This window comes from Gordonia aichiensis NBRC 108223 (genome assembly GCF_000332975.1).
Lineage (GTDB): Bacteria > Actinomycetota > Actinomycetes > Mycobacteriales > Mycobacteriaceae > Gordonia > Gordonia aichiensis.
The window spans coordinates 1-16,922 of sequence record NZ_BANR01000039.1; the positions used below are offsets into that span (position 1 = coordinate 1).

A 16,922-nucleotide genomic window follows, 5' to 3' on the forward strand; every position below is an offset into this window, starting at 1 on the left:
TAGCGAGATAGCGCCACGGGGGTTCGCGCCGGGACAATGCGGACAGCGAAACAGCCGCCGTGTGGCCTCACTCAACTGTGACCACAGTCGATCCGAACTCCTCCAGCGGCTCGAGCGCCGTCCTGGGCTTCACGTGGCTTCCACTGACGTCTGCGGTCGCCATGAAGACGATATGGTCGCCATTCTCGGTAAGTGTCGCGACAGCGTAGGAATCGACATACGGAGTCGCAAGGTCGCCGTCAATCCCAAGCAGGTCCGAGTACTGACCGAAATTGACTGGCCACCCACCCGGCGTGACACAGAAACCAGTGACTTCTGCGCCGTCCAAGTGTCCGAACCGGTTGGGGCTCTCATAGCTACCGGGCCTGCACGCCGCGCCTACTGACCCGGTGTACTGCTCAGGCGTCAGACTCGGCACCGCTGGGTCGGAGGCAAGACTTCGTCGGTCATTCCCACCGCAGGAACTAGTGACTACGAGAATCGCCGCGACCACAAGCAGCAGGGCGGCGAACACCACGGCGCCCACAACCGCGATCGACCTGTTCCGGTCCCGGTTGGATGGCACCGGGGCGAGCGGATACTGGGAAGGCGCCGGTACCTGAACAGACGATCCGAGGGCTGGCGGACGCCCTTTTCGCGATGGAGGCTCGTGCGCGAACGAACGTGCGACGCCGTGATGCGGTTCTCGGGGGTCAGACCCTTGTCCAGGCTCTCTACGCGGCGGCAAACTATCTGGCATTAGGCCACTCTCGTCTCTTCTTAATGCCAGCGATGTCGGGTTGGCTAATGTCGCGTTCAACTATCCGGGCTGCGGCCGCTGCCCCACATCCAGGCGAGGATGCCGAACACCCTGATCGCGCTGATATCGCTGCCGATATCTGCCTTGTCCCGCAGCTCGACCAGACGGTTGTACAGTCGGCGGTCGTCGATCCTCGGCGGGGTCCTCGGGAGGCCGTGGACCCGCCAGAGACGTCCCGGCTGCGATCGGCCTGGCAGCCCAGCAGCCCCCGCACACTCGACGCGATTGCCGATGCCCTCGAACAAGCCGGACAGGTCACGGCACGCTGACAGTTCAGCGGGGAGAAGAAGGGACGTGATGTGATGAGTGAGCAAGCCCGGAACGTGGTTGCGCGAGCGGGCGATTGACCTGACGGGACGCTTGAAGGAGCGCGGCATGACCCTGAGCGTGGACGCGGCCGAGACGCTGCTGGTCGAACGCCACCGCATCGCCGTCGAGCAGCTCGGGGTCACCGGACGCACGGGCCCGAGTTTGCACACGTGAGGACTGGTGGATGGGTTCAGCGGTGCAGTGGGCAGTAGAACGTGAGTCCGTTGCCCTTGCTGTCATAGGCGACCACCCGACGTTCATGTGCGTCGTCATATGGACCGGCGATGATTCCACCCCCGCTGTCCTCGATAGCCCGGACCGCAGCATCGATATCTGCGGTCTTGATGCCTACGACCACCTGCCCATGAATGGGGTGATCGACCGCTGTCGCCAATGCCAAGGTCACGCCGCCGCCGTCGAGAGCGGCGAAATGGCTGCCGTCGCGAAACTTGAGGCCGAAACCGAGTGTCTCGCTGTAGAATCCGATCGATTGGTCGAGATCGTCGGTTGACAAGACGATCATCTTCACTTCGTAATCACTCACTACGGTTCTCCAATTTAACGACGAAAGCGTGGGTGGCTGCAGGGCGCGGCTAGTGAGAGCACCCTTCGGCATAGGTTATGAATCACCGTTCCGATGATGTTGGTGATTTGATCGGTTGCTCGACGCCGGTGCCGACTGCCACCAGGCTGGGGTTCGGCGTGGTAGTCGATGCGCGTACGGGGTCGTCCGATCGACGGGTGCGGTGCTGGTGCCTGCGTCGCGTGGGTGCATCTTTATCACCGGGGTCAGGCCATTGTGTCTGTCGTCCTGACCCCGGTGATAAGGATTGGGGAGGAGGACTGTCAGACGCGGGTCTGGCCGATGGCTTCGTAGCGAGCGCTGTGCCGTGAGCGTACCCAGAAGGCGTACACCAGGCCTAGTGCGGCGACGGGCAGGAGGATCCAGGCGAGATTGTTGATCCACCAGGTGGTTACTCCGGTGAGCGCGTCATAGTTTTCGATTCCGGCGAAGGTGCACAGGCCTAAAAGGATTGCTGCGGTGATGGGCGCGCCGACCGTGGCAAGTCCGACTGTTCCCCGACGGATGAAGAAGAAGGCGATCGACAGTGAGGCGACGGTGAGCATGCCAACGAGTCCAATCGTGCCCAGTCCGACGAGCGAGGTCGCCATCTCCAGCAGCGGATCGAGCTTGGCGACCGAATAGATCACCGAAAGGATGACGAAGATGGCGGCGATCGTCACGAGTCCGATCGTGGGGGTGCCGGCTTTGGAGTGAGTCTTGGCGAAGGCCCGCGGCATCATGTCGTCGCGGGCAAGCGCGTAGAGGTATCGGGCTCCGGCATTTTGGAATGCCAGGATTCCGGCGAAGAGGCTGCAGCAGTTGAGCACCATAATCACATCGGTCCATGTGGTTCCGACGTACTGGTCGGAGAGTCCGAAGACGAATGCGCCGGGGTTGTTGCTGATGGTGGGTACGAGCTTGTCGGGGCCGGTGGCGGCGACCATGGCCCATGAGGTGAAGGTGTAGAACAGGCCGATCAGCGCGACGACGATGAATGTTGCTCGGGGGACGGTGCGTTGCGGGTTACGCGCTTCTTCGGCGTAGATGGCAGTTCCCTCGAAACCCAGGAACATGGAGAACGCGTAGATCGCGGCCACCCCGACGGCTCCGCTGAAGATGTGCGAGGGGCTGAACACTTGCCAGGTGAACGCGGGGAACCCGTTGTGCGCCACGATCGAGATGTCTAGGACCACAAGGGCGGCTAGTTCGCAGGCGAGTACCGCGAACAGCACGCGTGCTGTCATGGTGACGCCGATGACCGCCAGTGCCGTGGCGACGACGACACCCACGATTGCCACGAGAGCCCAGGGCACGGTGAGGTGGAAGAAGTGTTGCAGTAGATCGGTCGCGAAGTAGCTGAACCCGGCCACGACTGAGGCACCGAGCGAGATGTAGACGAGCGAGAGCACATAGGCCGACGCGAGTCCGGCTGGGCGCCCAAGGCCGGCGGTCACGTAGGCGTAGAACGCACCCGCGTTTTTGATGAACGGCAAGATTCTGACGAATCCCACGGAGAACAGGGCCAGGATGAGGGTGACGAGCACGATGGTGCCGGGCATACCCACTCCGTTGCCCAGCAGCATGCCCAACGGGATCAGGCTCACTGCCGAGGCGATTGGCGCCGCGGCGGCGACGACCATCGCCACAATGTGGGTAGTGCCGGCGCTTTCGGTCTTCAATGCGCCAGTCACCGGCGGGTCCGCCGATGTGTTAGTCGGGGTGAGACTCTCAGTCATGTCTTCTCCTGGAGACCCGGACGGGCCGTGCTGGTTGCCCCTCAGGGCGTTTCGGAGCAGCCACGGAACTTCACTCCACGGTGAGTGCGGCGGCTGGCAGTGGGCTCCGATCTTGCGAGTCATGACAGTGTCTTCGGCGACTCTGCCATCAACTATGCGGGATCGGTGCGGAAATCATGAGCGCTCATCGGGGTTCGATCGAACGTTGGGTTCGCTCATCGGACCACCGATCAGAAATGGGTCGGCGCAAATGGTGCAACAGGCCTGACAGACGCGCCAAAATGCGTTCGGTGCGTTCGTTCGAGTCATAGATCGAGTGCTGCAGAATCAGGCCGTCGATGATGGCGACGATCAACGCCGCCTGCGTCTGGTCGTCATCGACGATGCCCGATTGGTGCAGTGCCGTGGAGATCGCATCGATCCGGCGGTCATACAGATCGATCACACCGTCGATCGGCATTGCGCCGCGCACCGCGCGCAGCACGTAGTCATAGTGCAGCAGCTCCTCACCAGCCCGGTCGGAGACCGTGCTGAGCAGGCGTGCGTCAAAGTCGTCCAGAGGCAGTGGCGAGCCTTCAGAAGCGATACCTACCCGCGCCGCGCGTTCGAGTGCACGGCTGACCATCTCGGCGCCGCTGCCGAAATGGAACCGCACCAAGCTATGCGATAGACCAGCCTCCCGCGCCACGGCACGATAGGTGACTTTGTCCAGGCCTCGTTCTGAGGCGATGCGGATCACTGCGTCGAGCAGACGGTCCCGTGAACCTTCTTCTTCGCGGAGCCGCAGTGTGCTCTCGGGCTCAGCCGGTGATGTCGTATCCGGCAACTGCCTCTCCCCGCCTGGGACGTGGTGCGCTGTGATGTGCGGACTCGCAAGCCCGTTGTGACCATCAAACCCCAGCGACCCGTGCGGCTCCCATGCCCGGGTCCAACCAGCGGACCGACACGAACCACGAGCCCAGCGGACGCGCAACACTGTCAGGCGCACATGACCCACACGTGCCGCGCGATCGACTCATGGACGTGGGTCAGAGCCAGGCCGCTAGACGCTAACTGGACACCAAAGGAGCACAATGAGCGCACAAAACGCAGCCGACACTGTCCTACGGGGCGGCTCCGTCTTGGATCTGTCGGACTGGAAACCCGGAGACCGCGCCTCTGCTGAGTGGCTGGCCTCGCGCCCGCGGGCGATCGCGATCCGCACGGGAGAAATCGTGGCGCTCGGCGCGGACGCCGAGGCAATGATTGGCGAGAGAACCACCGTCGTCGAGCTCGACGGGGCAACGGTCATCCCGGGAATCAATGATGGGCATCTGCATTTCACCGCATACTCGGTCACCACACACACCTATGTGAAGATGGGCACCGATATCTTCACCGACGTCGCTCAGCTGCCACAGTTTTTGACCAAGGACACGATCGATCCGAGTGGGTGGATACGCGGTCACGGGTGGGACGGATTGGTTCTCGGCCGCAACCTGACTGCCGCCGACATCGATGCAGCGCTGGAACTTAACGGGATCGCCGGTACTCCCGTTGTGCTGTTCGACTGGAGTGGACACTCACTCACCGCAAACTCGGTGGCCTTGGAACTGGCCGGCATCACCACGGACACCCCGGACCCTGTTGGTGGGGTCATCGTGCGTGATGCCCAGGGCAACCCGGAAGGCTTCCTCACCGACGCGGCGATCGCCCCGATGATAGGCACCGTGCCGCCGGTTCCCCACGAGCAGCTGTTCGACGCCTATCGGGCCGGACAGGCAGATTTGCACGCTCTGGGGATCACCGCCCTGACCGAACCTGGACTGGGCCCCGGTCATGTCTCATTGCTCGACGGCTCGGGGTCCACCGATGCGCTCGATGCGCTGGGCACCTTCGCCGAGAATCACGAACTGACGATGCGCGTTTCGGTTCTCGTGTTGCCGGTGGGTACCGGTGGCTGTAACGCGGCCGATGTGCGCAAACATCTCGACGTCGGCCTGGCGCACGCCTACGACGACCGCGCCATCGATCCGCGACGACTCAAGATCGTTGGCGTGAAGGTGTTTGCCGACGGCACCCCACAAAATGGGACGACTTGGCACAAAGAGCCTGTCCACGAACACAACACGGTCGGGCATCGTTGTGGTCATCTGGTCATCGCCGGCGACAGCGACGGCGACAAGGTCGCTGAGTTGAAGGACATCATCCGCGCGGTTGACGATGCCGGGCTGCAGATTGGGGTGCATTCGATCGGTGACCAGACTGTGGAGACGGTGATCGATCTCATTGCCGAGATCGCACCACACAGCCCGGCGCGGCACTACCTCATACACACCACCGAACTCTATCCGAGTGGTATGAAAACGTTGGTGGACAACGGGATCGGTGCATGCTTCAACCCGGTGATCATCAGTACGTTCGCGACGACGCTGCCCGAGGAACGGGTACGCCGCACTGAGCCGATCGGGTCCACACTTCGTGCGGGTGTGCGCCCCGGCATCACCTCGGATGCCCCGGTCGTGCCACCGGACTGGCGCCCCGCGGTCGCCTACGCGGTGTCGCGCTCGCATTGCTGGGATGGCCCCGTTCCCGACGATGACACCGAGGGAATTACCACCCTCGACGCCTTGGCACTGCTGACCCGCGAAGCCGCCTACCGTGAACACAGCGAAGACTGGCGAGGCACCCTCGCCGTTGGCCAGCGCGCCGATCTCGCGGTCCTGGACGGAACCTGGCCCGACGACCCCGACGTCCACACGTTGATCGGACGGCCCATCAGCATGACCATGGTCGACGGCGCGGTCGTCCACCGGCGCGCGCCCTAACGTTCTACATGCAGCACCGCGAAGTAGGCGTCAGCGGCGGCCTACCCCGTTTCAGGTCGTTAGATATCTCTAGGACTGGAACCGCTGCCGTCCACGTCGCCGACAGGCGTCAAGGGCGTCGGCGGTCGCCTGTGATGGAGCGGTTATCTATAGGTCTTCCACGACGAGTCGAGTAGCCCTGGGCACGACTGGATTTCGGCGCCGTTTTCCTCCTTGCCGGTCACAACCAGAGGAAAGCTTGGTGAGAACGTGTCCACGGTTCGTGTGGAAATCTCACTGCCGGGCCCACTCAACCTCCGCAGGCCTTTGCGGGCCAGGCGCGCACGAGGTGGATGTGCTTATCAGGCTGCGGCGATCTTTGTATTGCTGATCGGCACGTCGATGCGGTCTCTGGCAACGACGATCCCATCCTTTATGACGTAACACTCGACAACGTGCTCGCCCTTGAAGTCCGAGTGCTCGACCCGTTTGTTCTTCCTGGTCGATTTCACTATCTGGCCGCGGATCATGTCGCGCCGTTCGGCCTCGGGCCCGCGATTGAGGACTTTCCACCTCACGTCGAAGGGCTCTCTGACTGAGCAGTCAGTCACCCAGAACCTGAGGCTCTTGTCCGCCCTCAGCAACGCGCCTGCCCGCAGCATCTGCCGCAACCTGGTCGGCCTCCATCCGTCCTGTGTTACCTCGCAGTCAATCGTTACCGACTCCGAGATGTCGACAGGGAACAAGTTCTCGATGAACTCTTCAGTGTCCCGATGCGCCTTCGCTTCCTTGGCGGCGGTCGTCGTCAGAGGCACCGCGGTTCCAAAAACCTCCCGCCACTTTTCGTTGGCTGCTGCCTTGCCTTCCTGCCCAATCGCCTCGAGGCAGCGGTTGTACGCCTTCTTGGCCTTCGGTTGGAATTTGGCTTTGACGTTCACTCGCTGGCGACTTCCCAGAGCGAGGTAGTAGGCCTGCTCGGGCTCGTCCTTGAGGAACGCGAAGAAGTCTCGTGCCATGGTGTCGAAGGTCCCGGTGCCGGCCGAGTCATACTCCTCGGTCTGCGCGAAGAAGTTGTAGACGAGGGTGTCGATGAGCAGGCCGCCCATGTTGACGCCGTTGGCGTTCTTCCACGCGCGGGCCATGCGTGCCAGATGTCGCATGTTGGTCGAGGTGCGGTTGTTGCAGTCCTTCGTCGCGGCAATTTCCTGGCGCGGCTTGGTGACTTTCCAGGTCTCGGATTTAGTGTCTGGGTAGTCGAAGCTCCCGTCGTCGTTTGCGAAGGCGGGCTGCACCTCAAATTTGAATGCGTTGCTGGTGAATTTCACGCGAACCACGCACTGGTCGACGCGGACCTCTGTGTTTGGGTACCGGGCCTTGAGGTCGTCGCGGACCCTTTCGAGCATGCGCCGCGGACCAGTTTCGCTGTTGTAGTCGGGGCGAAGCGCTGGCGGGAGGATGTAGACCATGTCGAGGTCGGATATTCCCTTGATGGCGGTGTGCCGCCCGAATGAGCCCACCATCAGCTTGTAGTCGGTACATGCGTCCTTAGACCTGAAATCCTTGTTGAGTGCTTTGGTGATCTCGTCGCGGCGCGCTGCGATCGCTATCGCAGTGTCGCCTACCTTGAGGTTTGCGAGCAGGGTGTCGAAGATTTCGGATGTCTTCACGATTGGCCTTCGTTGTTGTTGAGCCGGAGTCTTTCTGGGAGGAGCAGGTCGATCTCTCGCGCAGTGAACGTCATCTCCTCGTTGTCCTTGAGTCCCTCTTGCGCCCGCTTGAACGCACCGCTGCCAGTCCGCGGTGCGGACGCGTAGATGTCTCCTGTGGCCTTCTGAAGCTCGTCGCGGCGAGTTCGTGCGTCAGCGTCGGAGATCGCACCTGACATGAGGTCGGCAACGAGCGAGATGTATGACTCTCTGATGTCCCAGAGTTGAGCGGCAACGTCACGGTGAGCGTTGGCCTCCTCTTCGTACTTGAAGGTCTTCGCTCCGAGGCTTGTCCAGCTGACAAGGAGTGCGATGGATGACGTGGTAAGGCTGGTCACCGCTTCGCTGCCGAGCAGTCCGACCACCGAAGCCAAGAACGTGCCGGAGCTGATAGCGGTGAGGGCGATGAGTAGCCCTTGTTGCCACCGGTGTTTGGTGAAGCAGATGTCGGCCTGCTTTTGGCGAGTTTTGTCGCTGTAGACGATACGTCCGTACGCTTCACGCACCTGGGCCAGTAGGTAAGGATCGCAGTCTGGCGTGCGTCGGTTGATGTCTGTCAATCTGCTCCCATCGTCGTCAAGCGTCTCCTGCGCTGCATCCGATGTCGGGTGCATACCTGCGCTGCTAATCATGGCGGTCGCCACCGACAGTTCGGTCCGATGGGGTGTGCATGACGCGGCCTTCAATCAGTCGACTGCGAAGTGTTTGATTTTCCGTGGTGAGTTGTGCGAGTTGTTCTGCCAGTTGGTGGTTTCGGGCATTCGCGGCGGCAAGTTTGGTGCGGAGGGATTCGAGTGTTGCGGGTGACGCTGGCCGTGGCCCCGCAGTCGGGGCGGACATTGTCCTACGGCGGACAATCTCCGCACGCAATTCGGTGTGTTGGTATAAGAAGCTCGTCGAGACTCCTGCTGTCCGGGCAACAGCGACGAAGGTGATGGGCTGGCCGGTGTTGTGCAGCTTGGTGATTGCCCTCTGTGCTCGGGCTTGTGATTCATCGGTTCTCGCAGTGGCCGCGGCACACAGTCGTGCGGTTCTTTCGTCGCGATCTGTAGTCACGTCGTTTCCTGGTTCTGGTTGATCTCGTCGATGAGCTTGGTGACTTTGTCGAGCATGGTCGCGTTGATTGCTGTGGCCTCTGTGTCGCCGTGTTCTTCGGCGTCTGCGACAAGGCGTCGCAGTTCGTCGCGGTGGGCGATATGGGCACCAAGGAATACCCGGCCGCCAGGGTCGTGGAATGAGCAGTCCAGGCAGGGGTTCGGGCGGAACTCGCAGCGCTGAGATGAAGGCAGGGTGCAGAATCCGTTGGGCAAGGCTGCGGTGAACTTGGCACGAAGACGTTCGACGCGGGCGTCAGCGTCGGGAGCTTCGATGTCCCAGAATTCGCGGGCTTTTCGGGCGAGGGTGTCGTCGGTGATGCGAGCGTATGCGGACGTCATGGTGTCGCTCTGGTGACCGAGAAAGTCTCGAACCTCTTGCTGCGTCCATCCGTTGTTGAGCAGAGTCATTCCAACGGTGTGGCGGAAGCGATGCACATCGCCACCGGAGATCGTCTCGCCGGTGATGGTTGATGTGGTGATGCCGAGTTGGGTGAAGAGGGCCGAAAGCTTATGGCGGAGACCACTTGTCGACCAGGGCTGGGTTCGCCCGGAGGCGGCGCTGGAACGTCCGCCTGGGAAAAGGTGTTCGGCGTCGGGACTATAGGTGTCGCGGACTCGGGTTTGTTGCTCCCGGATAATCGCGGCAAGCGTGTCAGGGATGGGGATTCGACGCCATGCTCGGGTTTTCGGCATCCAGTACTCGACCCAGTAGCCGGCCTGGGAGTGGTGAAGACAGTCGATGGGGAGGGCGACAAGCTCAGAGATCCGGCATCCAGCCCACCGTGTGGTGGCGATCATTGCCCGCAGGGTCGGGTCGGTATCGGGGTTGTTCACGATCAGTTCGTCGACCCGTTCGATGACGTCGGGTGGGAATGGCCGGGGTTGACGCGTCTTACGGTGAACATTTTCACCGCGCCTCAAATAGACGGCCGACCCGAGGTCGGCGGCAATTCCGCTGTCGTGCAGGGTTTCCAGCAGGTACGCCCCCGTGTTGGCCAGTCGGGGGTCGGCGTTGGTGTCTGACTGGCGCGTCCACGCGAGGTAGTCGAGGAACACCGGCCGCGTTACGTCGGGTGGCTCCGGCACTTGGTCGTTGAGGGTGAGGTAGCAGGCGAGCTGTCTGGCGGCGCGGGCCCAGTGGGTGAGGGTGCCCCATGACAGCGTTGCGGTGGTGAGTTGGCGGCGGGCAAGGTCCTTGACGGCTACCCGGAGCCACGGCACCGAGATAGTGCTCCAGTCGATCGCTGTGTGCGTTGCTCCGGACTGCTCCGCATCGAGGAGGAATTCGAATCCGTCGACCCAGTGCCAGTGATCCTCGGCCCACAGATTCGGGTTGGTCGCGCCGTTGAGTAGGCGGAAGAATCGGCGGATGTAGGGAGCGCAGAGAGTCTCGAAGGAACTGGTGTAGGGCCATTCTTGGCGGCAGAACATCAGCCAGTCGTCAGCATTGCGTTCTGTGAGTGACGCGGTGATCCTGGACTCGGCGGTGGTGATGAGAAGGATGAGAAACCGTCGCAGACTTGCGTTGCAGGTCCAGTCTCCTCGCTGGACCTTCGTGGCGACGACGAAGCGCATCTCGTCGGCCGCGGTGGTGGGGAGCCGTCGAAAATCGACAACCTGCGTCGACGATCGACCGCGGGGTCGCCGGGTGGGTTTGGCGTCAGTCGCGGCCCATTCGGTGAAGTCCGATGGCTGACCTGCACGAAACCACTGGAAATAGTGCGCGTAGCACAGGCCAGAGCGATCTCCGGTTATCGCTGGTCCACCGAGCCAGTAACGCTCTCCATCACAGGGATTGACGGCGCAGGTTTCAATTCCTTGGATTTTTCGCCTGCGGTCTCCCGCTGGTTCGACGACCTGCCACGTCGGTGCGCACCATGGTCCATCGGGTATAGCGAGCGTTCTGCCCACCGATTGTGTTGTGGACGTATCCCGTTTGCGTCCGTTCATCGTCATCGGACGTCATCGTGGGAGGTGGCCGGCCACAGGAGATGTTCAGTCTGTTTCATCTTGTCGGCGAGGTCGTCGCTGGCGATGTGGATGTATACGTCGGCGCTCGCTGCGTGGGACTGACCTAGCCGGGCGGCGATCTCTGGTGCCGTCCACCCGGCCCTCGCGAGGGCGGTAGCGTGGGTGTGTCTGAGCATGTGGGGGTGGAGGTAGTCCAGACCCGCTGCAGCACCAACGGTTTCGATCAGCTGGTATGCGTTGGAATAGGTCATTGGGCCACCGATGGGTGCGCGCGTGAGGTTGACGAACACGTAGTCACTGTCCACGTCGGCGACCTCTCCGAGGAGGTACGCGGCGTAGAGATCGAAGAATCGTCGTGGCCCGTCGACGCTGAACTGCGCGCGCTGTTTCGACAACGCCCCATTCTCGTTGTCCTCTCGCCGGTGTATTCGCACTTGTCGTCGCATCAGATCGAGGTCGCTGTGCCGTAATCCGAGGGCCTGCCCTATTCGGAGTCCAAGGTCGTAGAGAGCCGAGAGCAGCAATCGGTCGCGATCTGTTGAGGCGGCTGCCAGGAGTTTGCCGAAGTCCGACTCGAAATCGATCGTCTTGACTGTCTCTGCTGGCTTGCGGCTGGGCTGCGTCAGCCGTGACACTCCGCTGGGGTTTCGTTGCTCAATGTGTGCGAGGAAGCCGTGAGATCGGCGCGGGAGTCTAGATGGGTTGCGAGTCAGGACAAGCTGTCTCGGGCCCCGACCTTCGACGCGGTGAAACTCGTAGAACTCGCGTACAGCGGCGCTGACGGCCTTGACCGTTCCCTGGGCTCGCCGGTTCCTCTGTGTCTGCAACGGCGGCAAGCCTGCTGTGAGGGCGCCGACGAAGTCGCAGACCGCATCGAATGTGACAGTGTCCCAGTCGATTCCACGTGCTGTCAGCCATCGGTAGTACAGGCTCAGGTGGCGGGCGTAGGAACGCACAGTGTTCTGGGACCGGCCGATCGCCCGCATCCAGTGCAGGAACTGCTCGACCTCAGCAACTAGTAGGCCAACGTCGTCGACAACAGTCCAAGAGGCGGCGCCGTTCACGGTCACAGGCGCCGCCCTCACTGCGCATCCTGGGCATCACCGTCATCGCGTGGTTTGACCGCGATTCCGGTCCGCAGGTCGTCGGCCTGCTGCTGAGCAGGTAGGGGATATGTGGCGGCGCCCTGCTGGCCGGCACCGGTGCCCGGCAGCCACTTCATCCGACGTTTGCGCCAGGTTTGGTACTGAGCCTGCGCTTTGTCCATCGGGACCTCGATGGGCGGCCAGTCTACGCCTGGTGCGCTGATCCAGATGTGGGTGATGTGCGTCTGCATCGGGTCGTAGTCCCACGTGAGCTCACAGTGAGTGGGGTCTCCGACGAGGTCGAGCGTCTCGGAATCCTGCTTGCAGAAGGCTGCGCGCCGGACATTGGTGGGTTGCGTCTCATTGTGGTGGATCGCCAGGTACGCCTTCCCGTTTGCCACCCCGGGCCATACGTAGGGGTCAACCGCGATATGGCGCGGCGGGTGCTTCTTCGGGGTGCCGATCCATGCGGCTGTGCCGGCCGCCGCCATGCCGGCAATGGAGGTACCGCGGATCAGCGCATCCAGCTGGGTTCTGAAGTGTGCGGAATGCCCCTCACACTGCGTGTTCCATTGGTCCACCGCGGCGAGCAGCAGGGCGCCGACGCCGATCGATACCTGACGCAGCACACGCCGCGTCTCCTTCCGAGACATCAACTCTTTCGAGGTTGAATTCTTATCCACCGCACCCGCCTTTCAACTTGAAATCTTGCCCAGAATCTTGCAGACCGTGGTAAGGTTTGGAACGTGCGACACGCCGTGACCAGCGACAATCCAGTCAGTCGAAAGTGCGTGGCTCTTCGTGGCGATATTCGTCACAGCAGCCCCACCCGTTGCAGGGCAAATGCTGTGCCGGAACGTGAAGTCGCAGATCACCCGGTGTTTCTGCGGGGCTTGAGAGCAACACGCGGTTACGGTCTGTGGAACAAGGATGGGGACCGGATGTGGAGGCGATCGTGACGGCACCAGACCCGCATGCACAGGCAAATAGTGTGATGGTGCAGCTCAACAGGCTGTCGTGCGGATGGTCGATGAAGCGGCTGGCAGATGAAGCGGGTGTGTCCTCCTCGCACGTGAGCCGGGTCGAGGCCGGGATACTCCCACTCGCGGGCCAGGCTCTCGATGACTATGCGCACGCCCTGCATTGCCCTGCGGAAGCTCTGTGCGTGCCGTTCTCCCGAACTCCTGCGGAAGGGACGCATTTCAGGGCAAACGCGAGCGCAGCAGAGTGGAAACGTGATCGCGTGTGGGCCCGAGCCAACCTCGTCGCCATGCGTATTGGTCGGCTCGCCGAGCGCGCCGACCTCGACCCCGCACTCTCACTTCCACAGCTCGACCCGACCGACTATGCCGCCGAGGGCGGCGAGATCACTGTCGCGCAGGTGCTGCGGCGACTATGGAGAATCTCCGGACCAATCGCTTCCATCAGCAAGCTCATCGAAGCGGCTGGCGTCTTCATCGTGAAGGAGGACTTCGAGGACCCCGACGTCGATGCGGTGACACTTCGCGCAGGAACGCATCACCCACACGTCATCTACCTGAATGCCGCGCGGCCGGCAGACCGGATGCGCATGACCCTTGCCCACGAACTTGGTCACCTTGTGATGGATGCCATCACGCTGGTGAGTCCCACCGAAACCGAGCGCAGAGCAACGTCGTTCGCATCAGAGTTTCTCGCGCCGATCGACGACATTGGGTTCGATCTCGACCGCGTCTCGATTCGCACCGTGCATGAACTCGACGAACTACGGCTGCGGTGGGGAGTCAGCGAAGCATCACTGGTCGTGCGGGCACATCAGCGCAACGTCCTCTCCGACTACCAATACCGGTCGATGTTCCGGCTACTCAACGAAACTGGCCGCATGTACGGTCCGCGCCTCGGAGTCGCCACCGAGGAACCCACCCTCACACGGCACCTTCTCGAACAACTCTCCGCCGGCGGATACAGCGACGCTGAGCTCGACGACATCACGCTCCTGTCAGCACCTCAACGCGCGGATCTGTTCGACATTCCCAGCAATGGAGCTGCACACCGACACCTGAGCATGGTGTAGCCGGAAACGGTGGCAACCACTGGTTGGAGCCCGAATCGGGTTCGCGAGGACCAGTGGAAGCCACTACCCCACTCCACCAAACAGTCACTGGCTCACGAACAAGATGACGCCGCAGGTAGTCGCCAACACCGTGTTGTCAGCGACGGATCGGGAGCACTTGGACGGGTAGTCCTACAGGCAAGGAACCGGCGGCTCTACGCCGAATTACGTTGGCAGACAGATAGAATGCAGCGCAGCAGATACCTGGGAGAAGTGAACGAGGCAACACGCAAAAAGAACCTTGCGATGGGATGGCGGCTCGCCGCCAACCGCGGCTTTACGTCCGCCAGTGTGCCCGATCCGCCTAGTGTCAACGATCAGTAGGAACGCGCCGAGGGGCCGCTCGACCAAGCGCATCATTGAGGCTCGCTACCGCTGTCCGCAAGTCATCGACGACGGCTTGCAAGTCCAGGTTCTGTTGCAACAGCTCGTCATATTCGGCGCGACCGACGCAGTTCCCCTCAACGTGCATGTGGAGGTCGCCAGCAAGTTCTTCCCGAGCATCGTGCACCGACGCTGCAGATACTCGAGTTCGTCCAGGTCGCACAGAAGTAGAAAGCTCGCCGTCCGCGAGTCGCCGGGAGATCGTGGAGACGCTGACATTGAGCAATCTCGCAGCGTCTTGCAGCGAGTACCCATCATCGTCATTTGACGGCCAACTGATATCGTGCACGCTTCACCTCCTGTCACCTCCTCTTGCTAGTCTGTCATTACAACGTCAAATGACATCCGTGTAGTTTGCGGTTTGCGCTCTTGCGCAGCGCACGGCAGAGTGTCGATTAGAACGTACGTTCGATGGTGAGGTGGGCAATGACGGTCGTAGTCGACAACACGAACGTGGTAAGGGCCGGAGTTCCGTCGTCGCTGGACAGCGGCTGCCCAGCATGCGGCTTCAGTCTCTGGCTGCCGATCGCTGAACTCTCCGTGTCTCGGGTTGGCCTCTACGACGATGCGAGATTTCCAGGTCGCGTGATCGTCTCGGCCATTGAGCATTTCGACCACCTTGACGATGTGGAGCCCAGCTACCTGGCTCAATTCATGGTGGATGTTCAGCGTGTCAGTTCAGCACTTCGGTCGCTCGGTGACGTGGAGCGAACCAACATGGCCATCCTGGGCAACCGCGACGCACACGTGCATGCACACGTCTTCCCTCGCAGGCTCGACGATGCCAATGCTGGCCGAGCACCTTGGGATCAAGCGCCACCCCACACGAAACTCAGTCCCGAGACCCGTAATCGGATTTGCTCAGAAATCCGGTACGCGCTGCTTGGCTAGAACAGCATGTAGCTCTTCGTCGCCTCAATGACGTTGGGAGACGTGAAGATCGCCGCCAACGCATCATCCAACTCGTCGGCCGACGCCTTGAGTGCCATGTAGTCAGCGTCCTGCTCGCGATCATCCCAATCGATTCCATCGAACCTCTGGCGCTGCTCCTTTGATCCTGTAGCCGCCAGAAAATCATTCAGCACCCGACACACCACCCTCGTGTTCTCGACAGCGTCAGCGTCATCGAGTCGGGTAGTAGTCGCGATCAGCCGGCACAGCGGCGGATCGTCGAACAGTGCAGCCAGCTCGTTGATGTAGGTATCGCGATCATTTGAGCTCGGCGAGACCGTGATTAGTGGAAGTACCGAACTGGCAAGCAGAATTTTCCTAGTGATTCTGAGCTTCAAGTACCGCAGAATCATCTTTTGCTGATCATGACTGCCGTCCCGCTTTGCCTGAAAATCGACCGTGATTGTCCGCCAGTACCGCAGCACGTCGTTGATCAGGAAGCGAGGAGGGCCCATCGAACTCCTGCTCGTGGTGTAGCGATCAATTATCGCCCGCACGATCTGCGATCTGATGTCACCGCCGGTGAGGCTGACCGACTCCAAGAGGATTTCCATCCGCCGCGTGTGCGAGATGTTGGTGTCGTCTTGAAGCCCCACACGTTCGATCAAATCGAACATCCCCACGGCCTGCCCAAAGATTCCGGACGCACCAGGCTTCCCGTCAAGCTCGGCCACTAACCGGTGAATCTGATGACCAGCATCGCGCAATGCCGCAAAACGCAGACTGCTAGAGACAATCAGGTAGTCGACGTCGCTAGCGTCTGAGTGTTCTTGCCGCGCCAAGGAGCCACACGCGAGTACATCGACGGTGTCAGGACTGATTCCCTCCACGCCCTCGATAATCTGCTGCACCTTACCTGCGAGCATCTCTCGAGTGCTGATCGACCGAGTGCAAAGATCCCGAAGTGTCCGCAACTCGTCGGCGGCGGGCACGATCTCAGCAACTGCGTCGCGAACATCCACCGGACGGCCACCTCTCACGTACGTCTGCCGCGAGGCCACCGACACCCGCTGCGCGAACATCAAGAGTGGAGACTAGGGGATTCGAACCCCTGACCCTCGCCTTGCAAAGGCGATGCTCTACCAACTGAGCTAAGTCCCCTTGTTCAATTATTCAAGCCCACCGTCGCGGACATGTCCACGACAGCGAACCCGCAGGTTCTCAGCCTCTCACCTGGCGGAGCTCCAGATAAGATTCGGAGTGCGCGATCCTCTGCATTCTTTCGCTCGTGACCAGTTGATGTCGCGGGCGGGTTCCCCATGGATTCTCTGGAGGAAGCGCTGTTTCCCCTAGCTCCTGGAGGATTGACGTCGACGACACCTTCCTTGCATGCAGCGAGGGGCCCATCCGGCGCGGATGGGCCCCTCGGAGTGGGGTGATTCAGTGCTGATGCCGGGCGCGTCGCGCGAGGTTCTCGATGAAGGCGGCGACCTCGTCGGGG

At 61.6% G+C, this 16,922-nt stretch carries 16 protein-coding genes, 1 tRNA gene and 1 pseudogene; 3 read left to right on the top strand and 15 right to left on the bottom strand.

Annotated features, from left to right (window positions below; all coding sequences use genetic code 11):
* Positions 1-67: 67 nt before the first annotated feature.
* The 5 genes from GOACH_RS21740 to GOACH_RS21760 form a co-directional block, all read right to left on the bottom strand.
* The gene (locus GOACH_RS21740; protein ID WP_157227926.1) at positions 68-565 is read right to left on the bottom strand and encodes a hypothetical protein; all 498 of its coding nucleotides are present in this window, start codon (positions 563-565) and stop codon (positions 68-70) included.
* Positions 566-795: 230 nt separating this feature from the next.
* Complete coding sequence (locus GOACH_RS21745) at positions 796-1,176, bottom strand: DUF6308 family protein (protein ID WP_005180030.1); 381 nt, start codon at positions 1,174-1,176, stop codon at positions 796-798.
* 122 nt (positions 1,177-1,298) lie between these two features.
* Positions 1,299-1,652, bottom strand: coding sequence for a VOC family protein (locus tag GOACH_RS21750; RefSeq protein ID WP_005180035.1), 354 nt, complete (start codon positions 1,650-1,652; stop codon positions 1,299-1,301).
* A 302-nt stretch (positions 1,653-1,954) separates the two neighbouring features.
* A complete protein-coding gene (locus GOACH_RS21755) occupies positions 1,955-3,409 on the bottom strand; it encodes an APC family permease (protein ID WP_005180037.1) in 1,455 nt (484 codons plus the stop codon).
* 184 nt (positions 3,410-3,593) lie between these two features.
* Positions 3,594-4,235, bottom strand: coding sequence for a TetR/AcrR family transcriptional regulator (locus GOACH_RS21760; RefSeq protein ID WP_005180040.1), 642 nt, complete (start codon positions 4,233-4,235; stop codon positions 3,594-3,596).
* Between the two features lie 247 nt (positions 4,236-4,482).
* Here GOACH_RS21760 and GOACH_RS21765 point away from each other — a divergent pair, with 247 nt between their 5' ends.
* Entirely contained in the window at positions 4,483-6,216 is a 1,734-nt protein-coding gene (locus GOACH_RS21765; protein ID WP_005180042.1) for an amidohydrolase, read from the top strand.
* A gap of 341 nt (positions 6,217-6,557) precedes the next feature.
* On the opposite strand, the gene GOACH_RS21770 is transcribed toward GOACH_RS21765, so the two are convergent.
* The 7 genes and pseudogenes from GOACH_RS21770 to GOACH_RS21790 all read right to left on the bottom strand — a co-directional run bounded on the left by GOACH_RS21770 (position 6,558) and on the right by GOACH_RS21790 (position 12,683).
* On the bottom strand, positions 6,558-7,862 hold the full coding sequence (locus GOACH_RS21770; protein ID WP_005180044.1) for a nucleotide-binding domain-containing protein: 1,305 nt from the start codon (positions 7,860-7,862) through the stop codon (positions 6,558-6,560).
* The gene (locus GOACH_RS21775) at positions 7,859-8,533 is read right to left on the bottom strand and encodes an SLATT domain-containing protein (protein ID WP_245551993.1); all 675 of its coding nucleotides are present in this window, start codon (positions 8,531-8,533) and stop codon (positions 7,859-7,861) included. Before GOACH_RS21775 ends, GOACH_RS21770 begins: the two co-directional genes overlap by 4 nt.
* The gene (locus tag GOACH_RS24415; RefSeq protein ID WP_083859128.1) at positions 8,526-8,957 is read right to left on the bottom strand and encodes a DUF6262 family protein; all 432 of its coding nucleotides are present in this window, start codon (positions 8,955-8,957) and stop codon (positions 8,526-8,528) included. Before GOACH_RS24415 ends, GOACH_RS21775 begins: the two co-directional genes overlap by 8 nt.
* Positions 8,954-10,573, bottom strand: coding sequence for a tyrosine-type recombinase/integrase (locus GOACH_RS21780; protein WP_005180048.1), 1,620 nt, complete (start codon positions 10,571-10,573; stop codon positions 8,954-8,956). The genes GOACH_RS24415 and GOACH_RS21780 overlap by 4 nt, the downstream gene beginning before the upstream one ends.
* Before the next feature lie 377 nt (positions 10,574-10,950).
* Positions 10,951-11,604, bottom strand: coding sequence for a tyrosine-type recombinase/integrase (locus tag GOACH_RS24420; RefSeq protein ID WP_245551994.1), 654 nt, complete (start codon positions 11,602-11,604; stop codon positions 10,951-10,953).
* Between the two features lie 120 nt (positions 11,605-11,724).
* Positions 11,725-12,054 (bottom strand): annotated as a pseudogene (locus GOACH_RS24540) (site-specific integrase); the annotation flags it as partial.
* The gene (locus GOACH_RS21790; RefSeq protein WP_005180051.1) at positions 12,051-12,683 is read right to left on the bottom strand and encodes a hypothetical protein; all 633 of its coding nucleotides are present in this window, start codon (positions 12,681-12,683) and stop codon (positions 12,051-12,053) included. The pseudogene GOACH_RS24540 and the gene GOACH_RS21790, both read right to left, overlap by 4 nt.
* Before the next feature lie 326 nt (positions 12,684-13,009).
* On the opposite strand from GOACH_RS21790, the gene GOACH_RS21795 reads away from it, so the two are divergent.
* Positions 13,010-14,107, top strand: a complete 1,098-nt coding sequence (locus GOACH_RS21795; RefSeq protein ID WP_040519517.1) for an XRE family transcriptional regulator — start codon at positions 13,010-13,012, stop codon at positions 14,105-14,107.
* Positions 14,108-14,456: 349 nt separating this feature from the next.
* Here the strand turns inward: GOACH_RS21795 and GOACH_RS24670 are convergent, their stop codons facing one another.
* On the bottom strand, positions 14,457-14,819 hold the full coding sequence (locus GOACH_RS24670) for a helix-turn-helix domain-containing protein (protein ID WP_373279122.1): 363 nt from the start codon (positions 14,817-14,819) through the stop codon (positions 14,457-14,459).
* A gap of 137 nt (positions 14,820-14,956) precedes the next feature.
* Here GOACH_RS24670 and GOACH_RS21805 point away from each other — a divergent pair, with 137 nt between their 5' ends.
* On the top strand, positions 14,957-15,421 hold the full coding sequence (locus GOACH_RS21805) for an HIT family protein (RefSeq protein WP_157227928.1): 465 nt from the start codon (positions 14,957-14,959) through the stop codon (positions 15,419-15,421).
* Here GOACH_RS21805 and GOACH_RS23550 read toward each other — a convergent pair.
* Together GOACH_RS23550 and GOACH_RS21815 are read right to left on the bottom strand one after the other, a co-directional pair.
* Positions 15,418-16,443: a hypothetical protein gene (locus GOACH_RS23550; protein ID WP_157227930.1), complete on the bottom strand. Its 1,026-nt coding sequence runs from the start codon at positions 16,441-16,443 to the stop codon at positions 15,418-15,420. The two genes, GOACH_RS21805 and GOACH_RS23550, sit on opposite strands and share 4 nt — an antisense overlap.
* Positions 16,444-16,509: 66 nt before the next feature.
* Positions 16,510-16,582, bottom strand: a tRNA-Ala gene (locus tag GOACH_RS21815).
* Positions 16,583-16,922: the final 340 nt, after the last annotated feature.

Excerpts from the sequence above, each read along its gene's own strand:
- GOACH_RS21775 (WP_245551993.1), bottom strand. The coding sequence starts at position 8,533 with ATGATTAGCAGCGCAGGTATGCACCCGACATCGGATGCAGCGCAGGAG.
- GOACH_RS21745 (WP_005180030.1), bottom strand. The coding sequence starts at position 1,176 with ATGCCGCGCTCCTTCAAGCGTCCCGTCAGGTCAATCGCCCGCTCGCGC.
- GOACH_RS21805 (WP_157227928.1), top strand. The coding sequence starts at position 14,957 with ATGACGGTCGTAGTCGACAACACGAACGTGGTAAGGGCCGGAGTTCCG.
- GOACH_RS21780 (WP_005180048.1), bottom strand. The coding sequence starts at position 10,573 with ATGCGCTTCGTCGTCGCCACGAAGGTCCAGCGAGGAGACTGGACCTGC.
- GOACH_RS21755 (WP_005180037.1), bottom strand. The coding sequence starts at position 3,409 with ATGACTGAGAGTCTCACCCCGACTAACACATCGGCGGACCCGCCGGTG.
- GOACH_RS21765 (WP_005180042.1), top strand. The coding sequence starts at position 4,483 with ATGAGCGCACAAAACGCAGCCGACACTGTCCTACGGGGCGGCTCCGTC.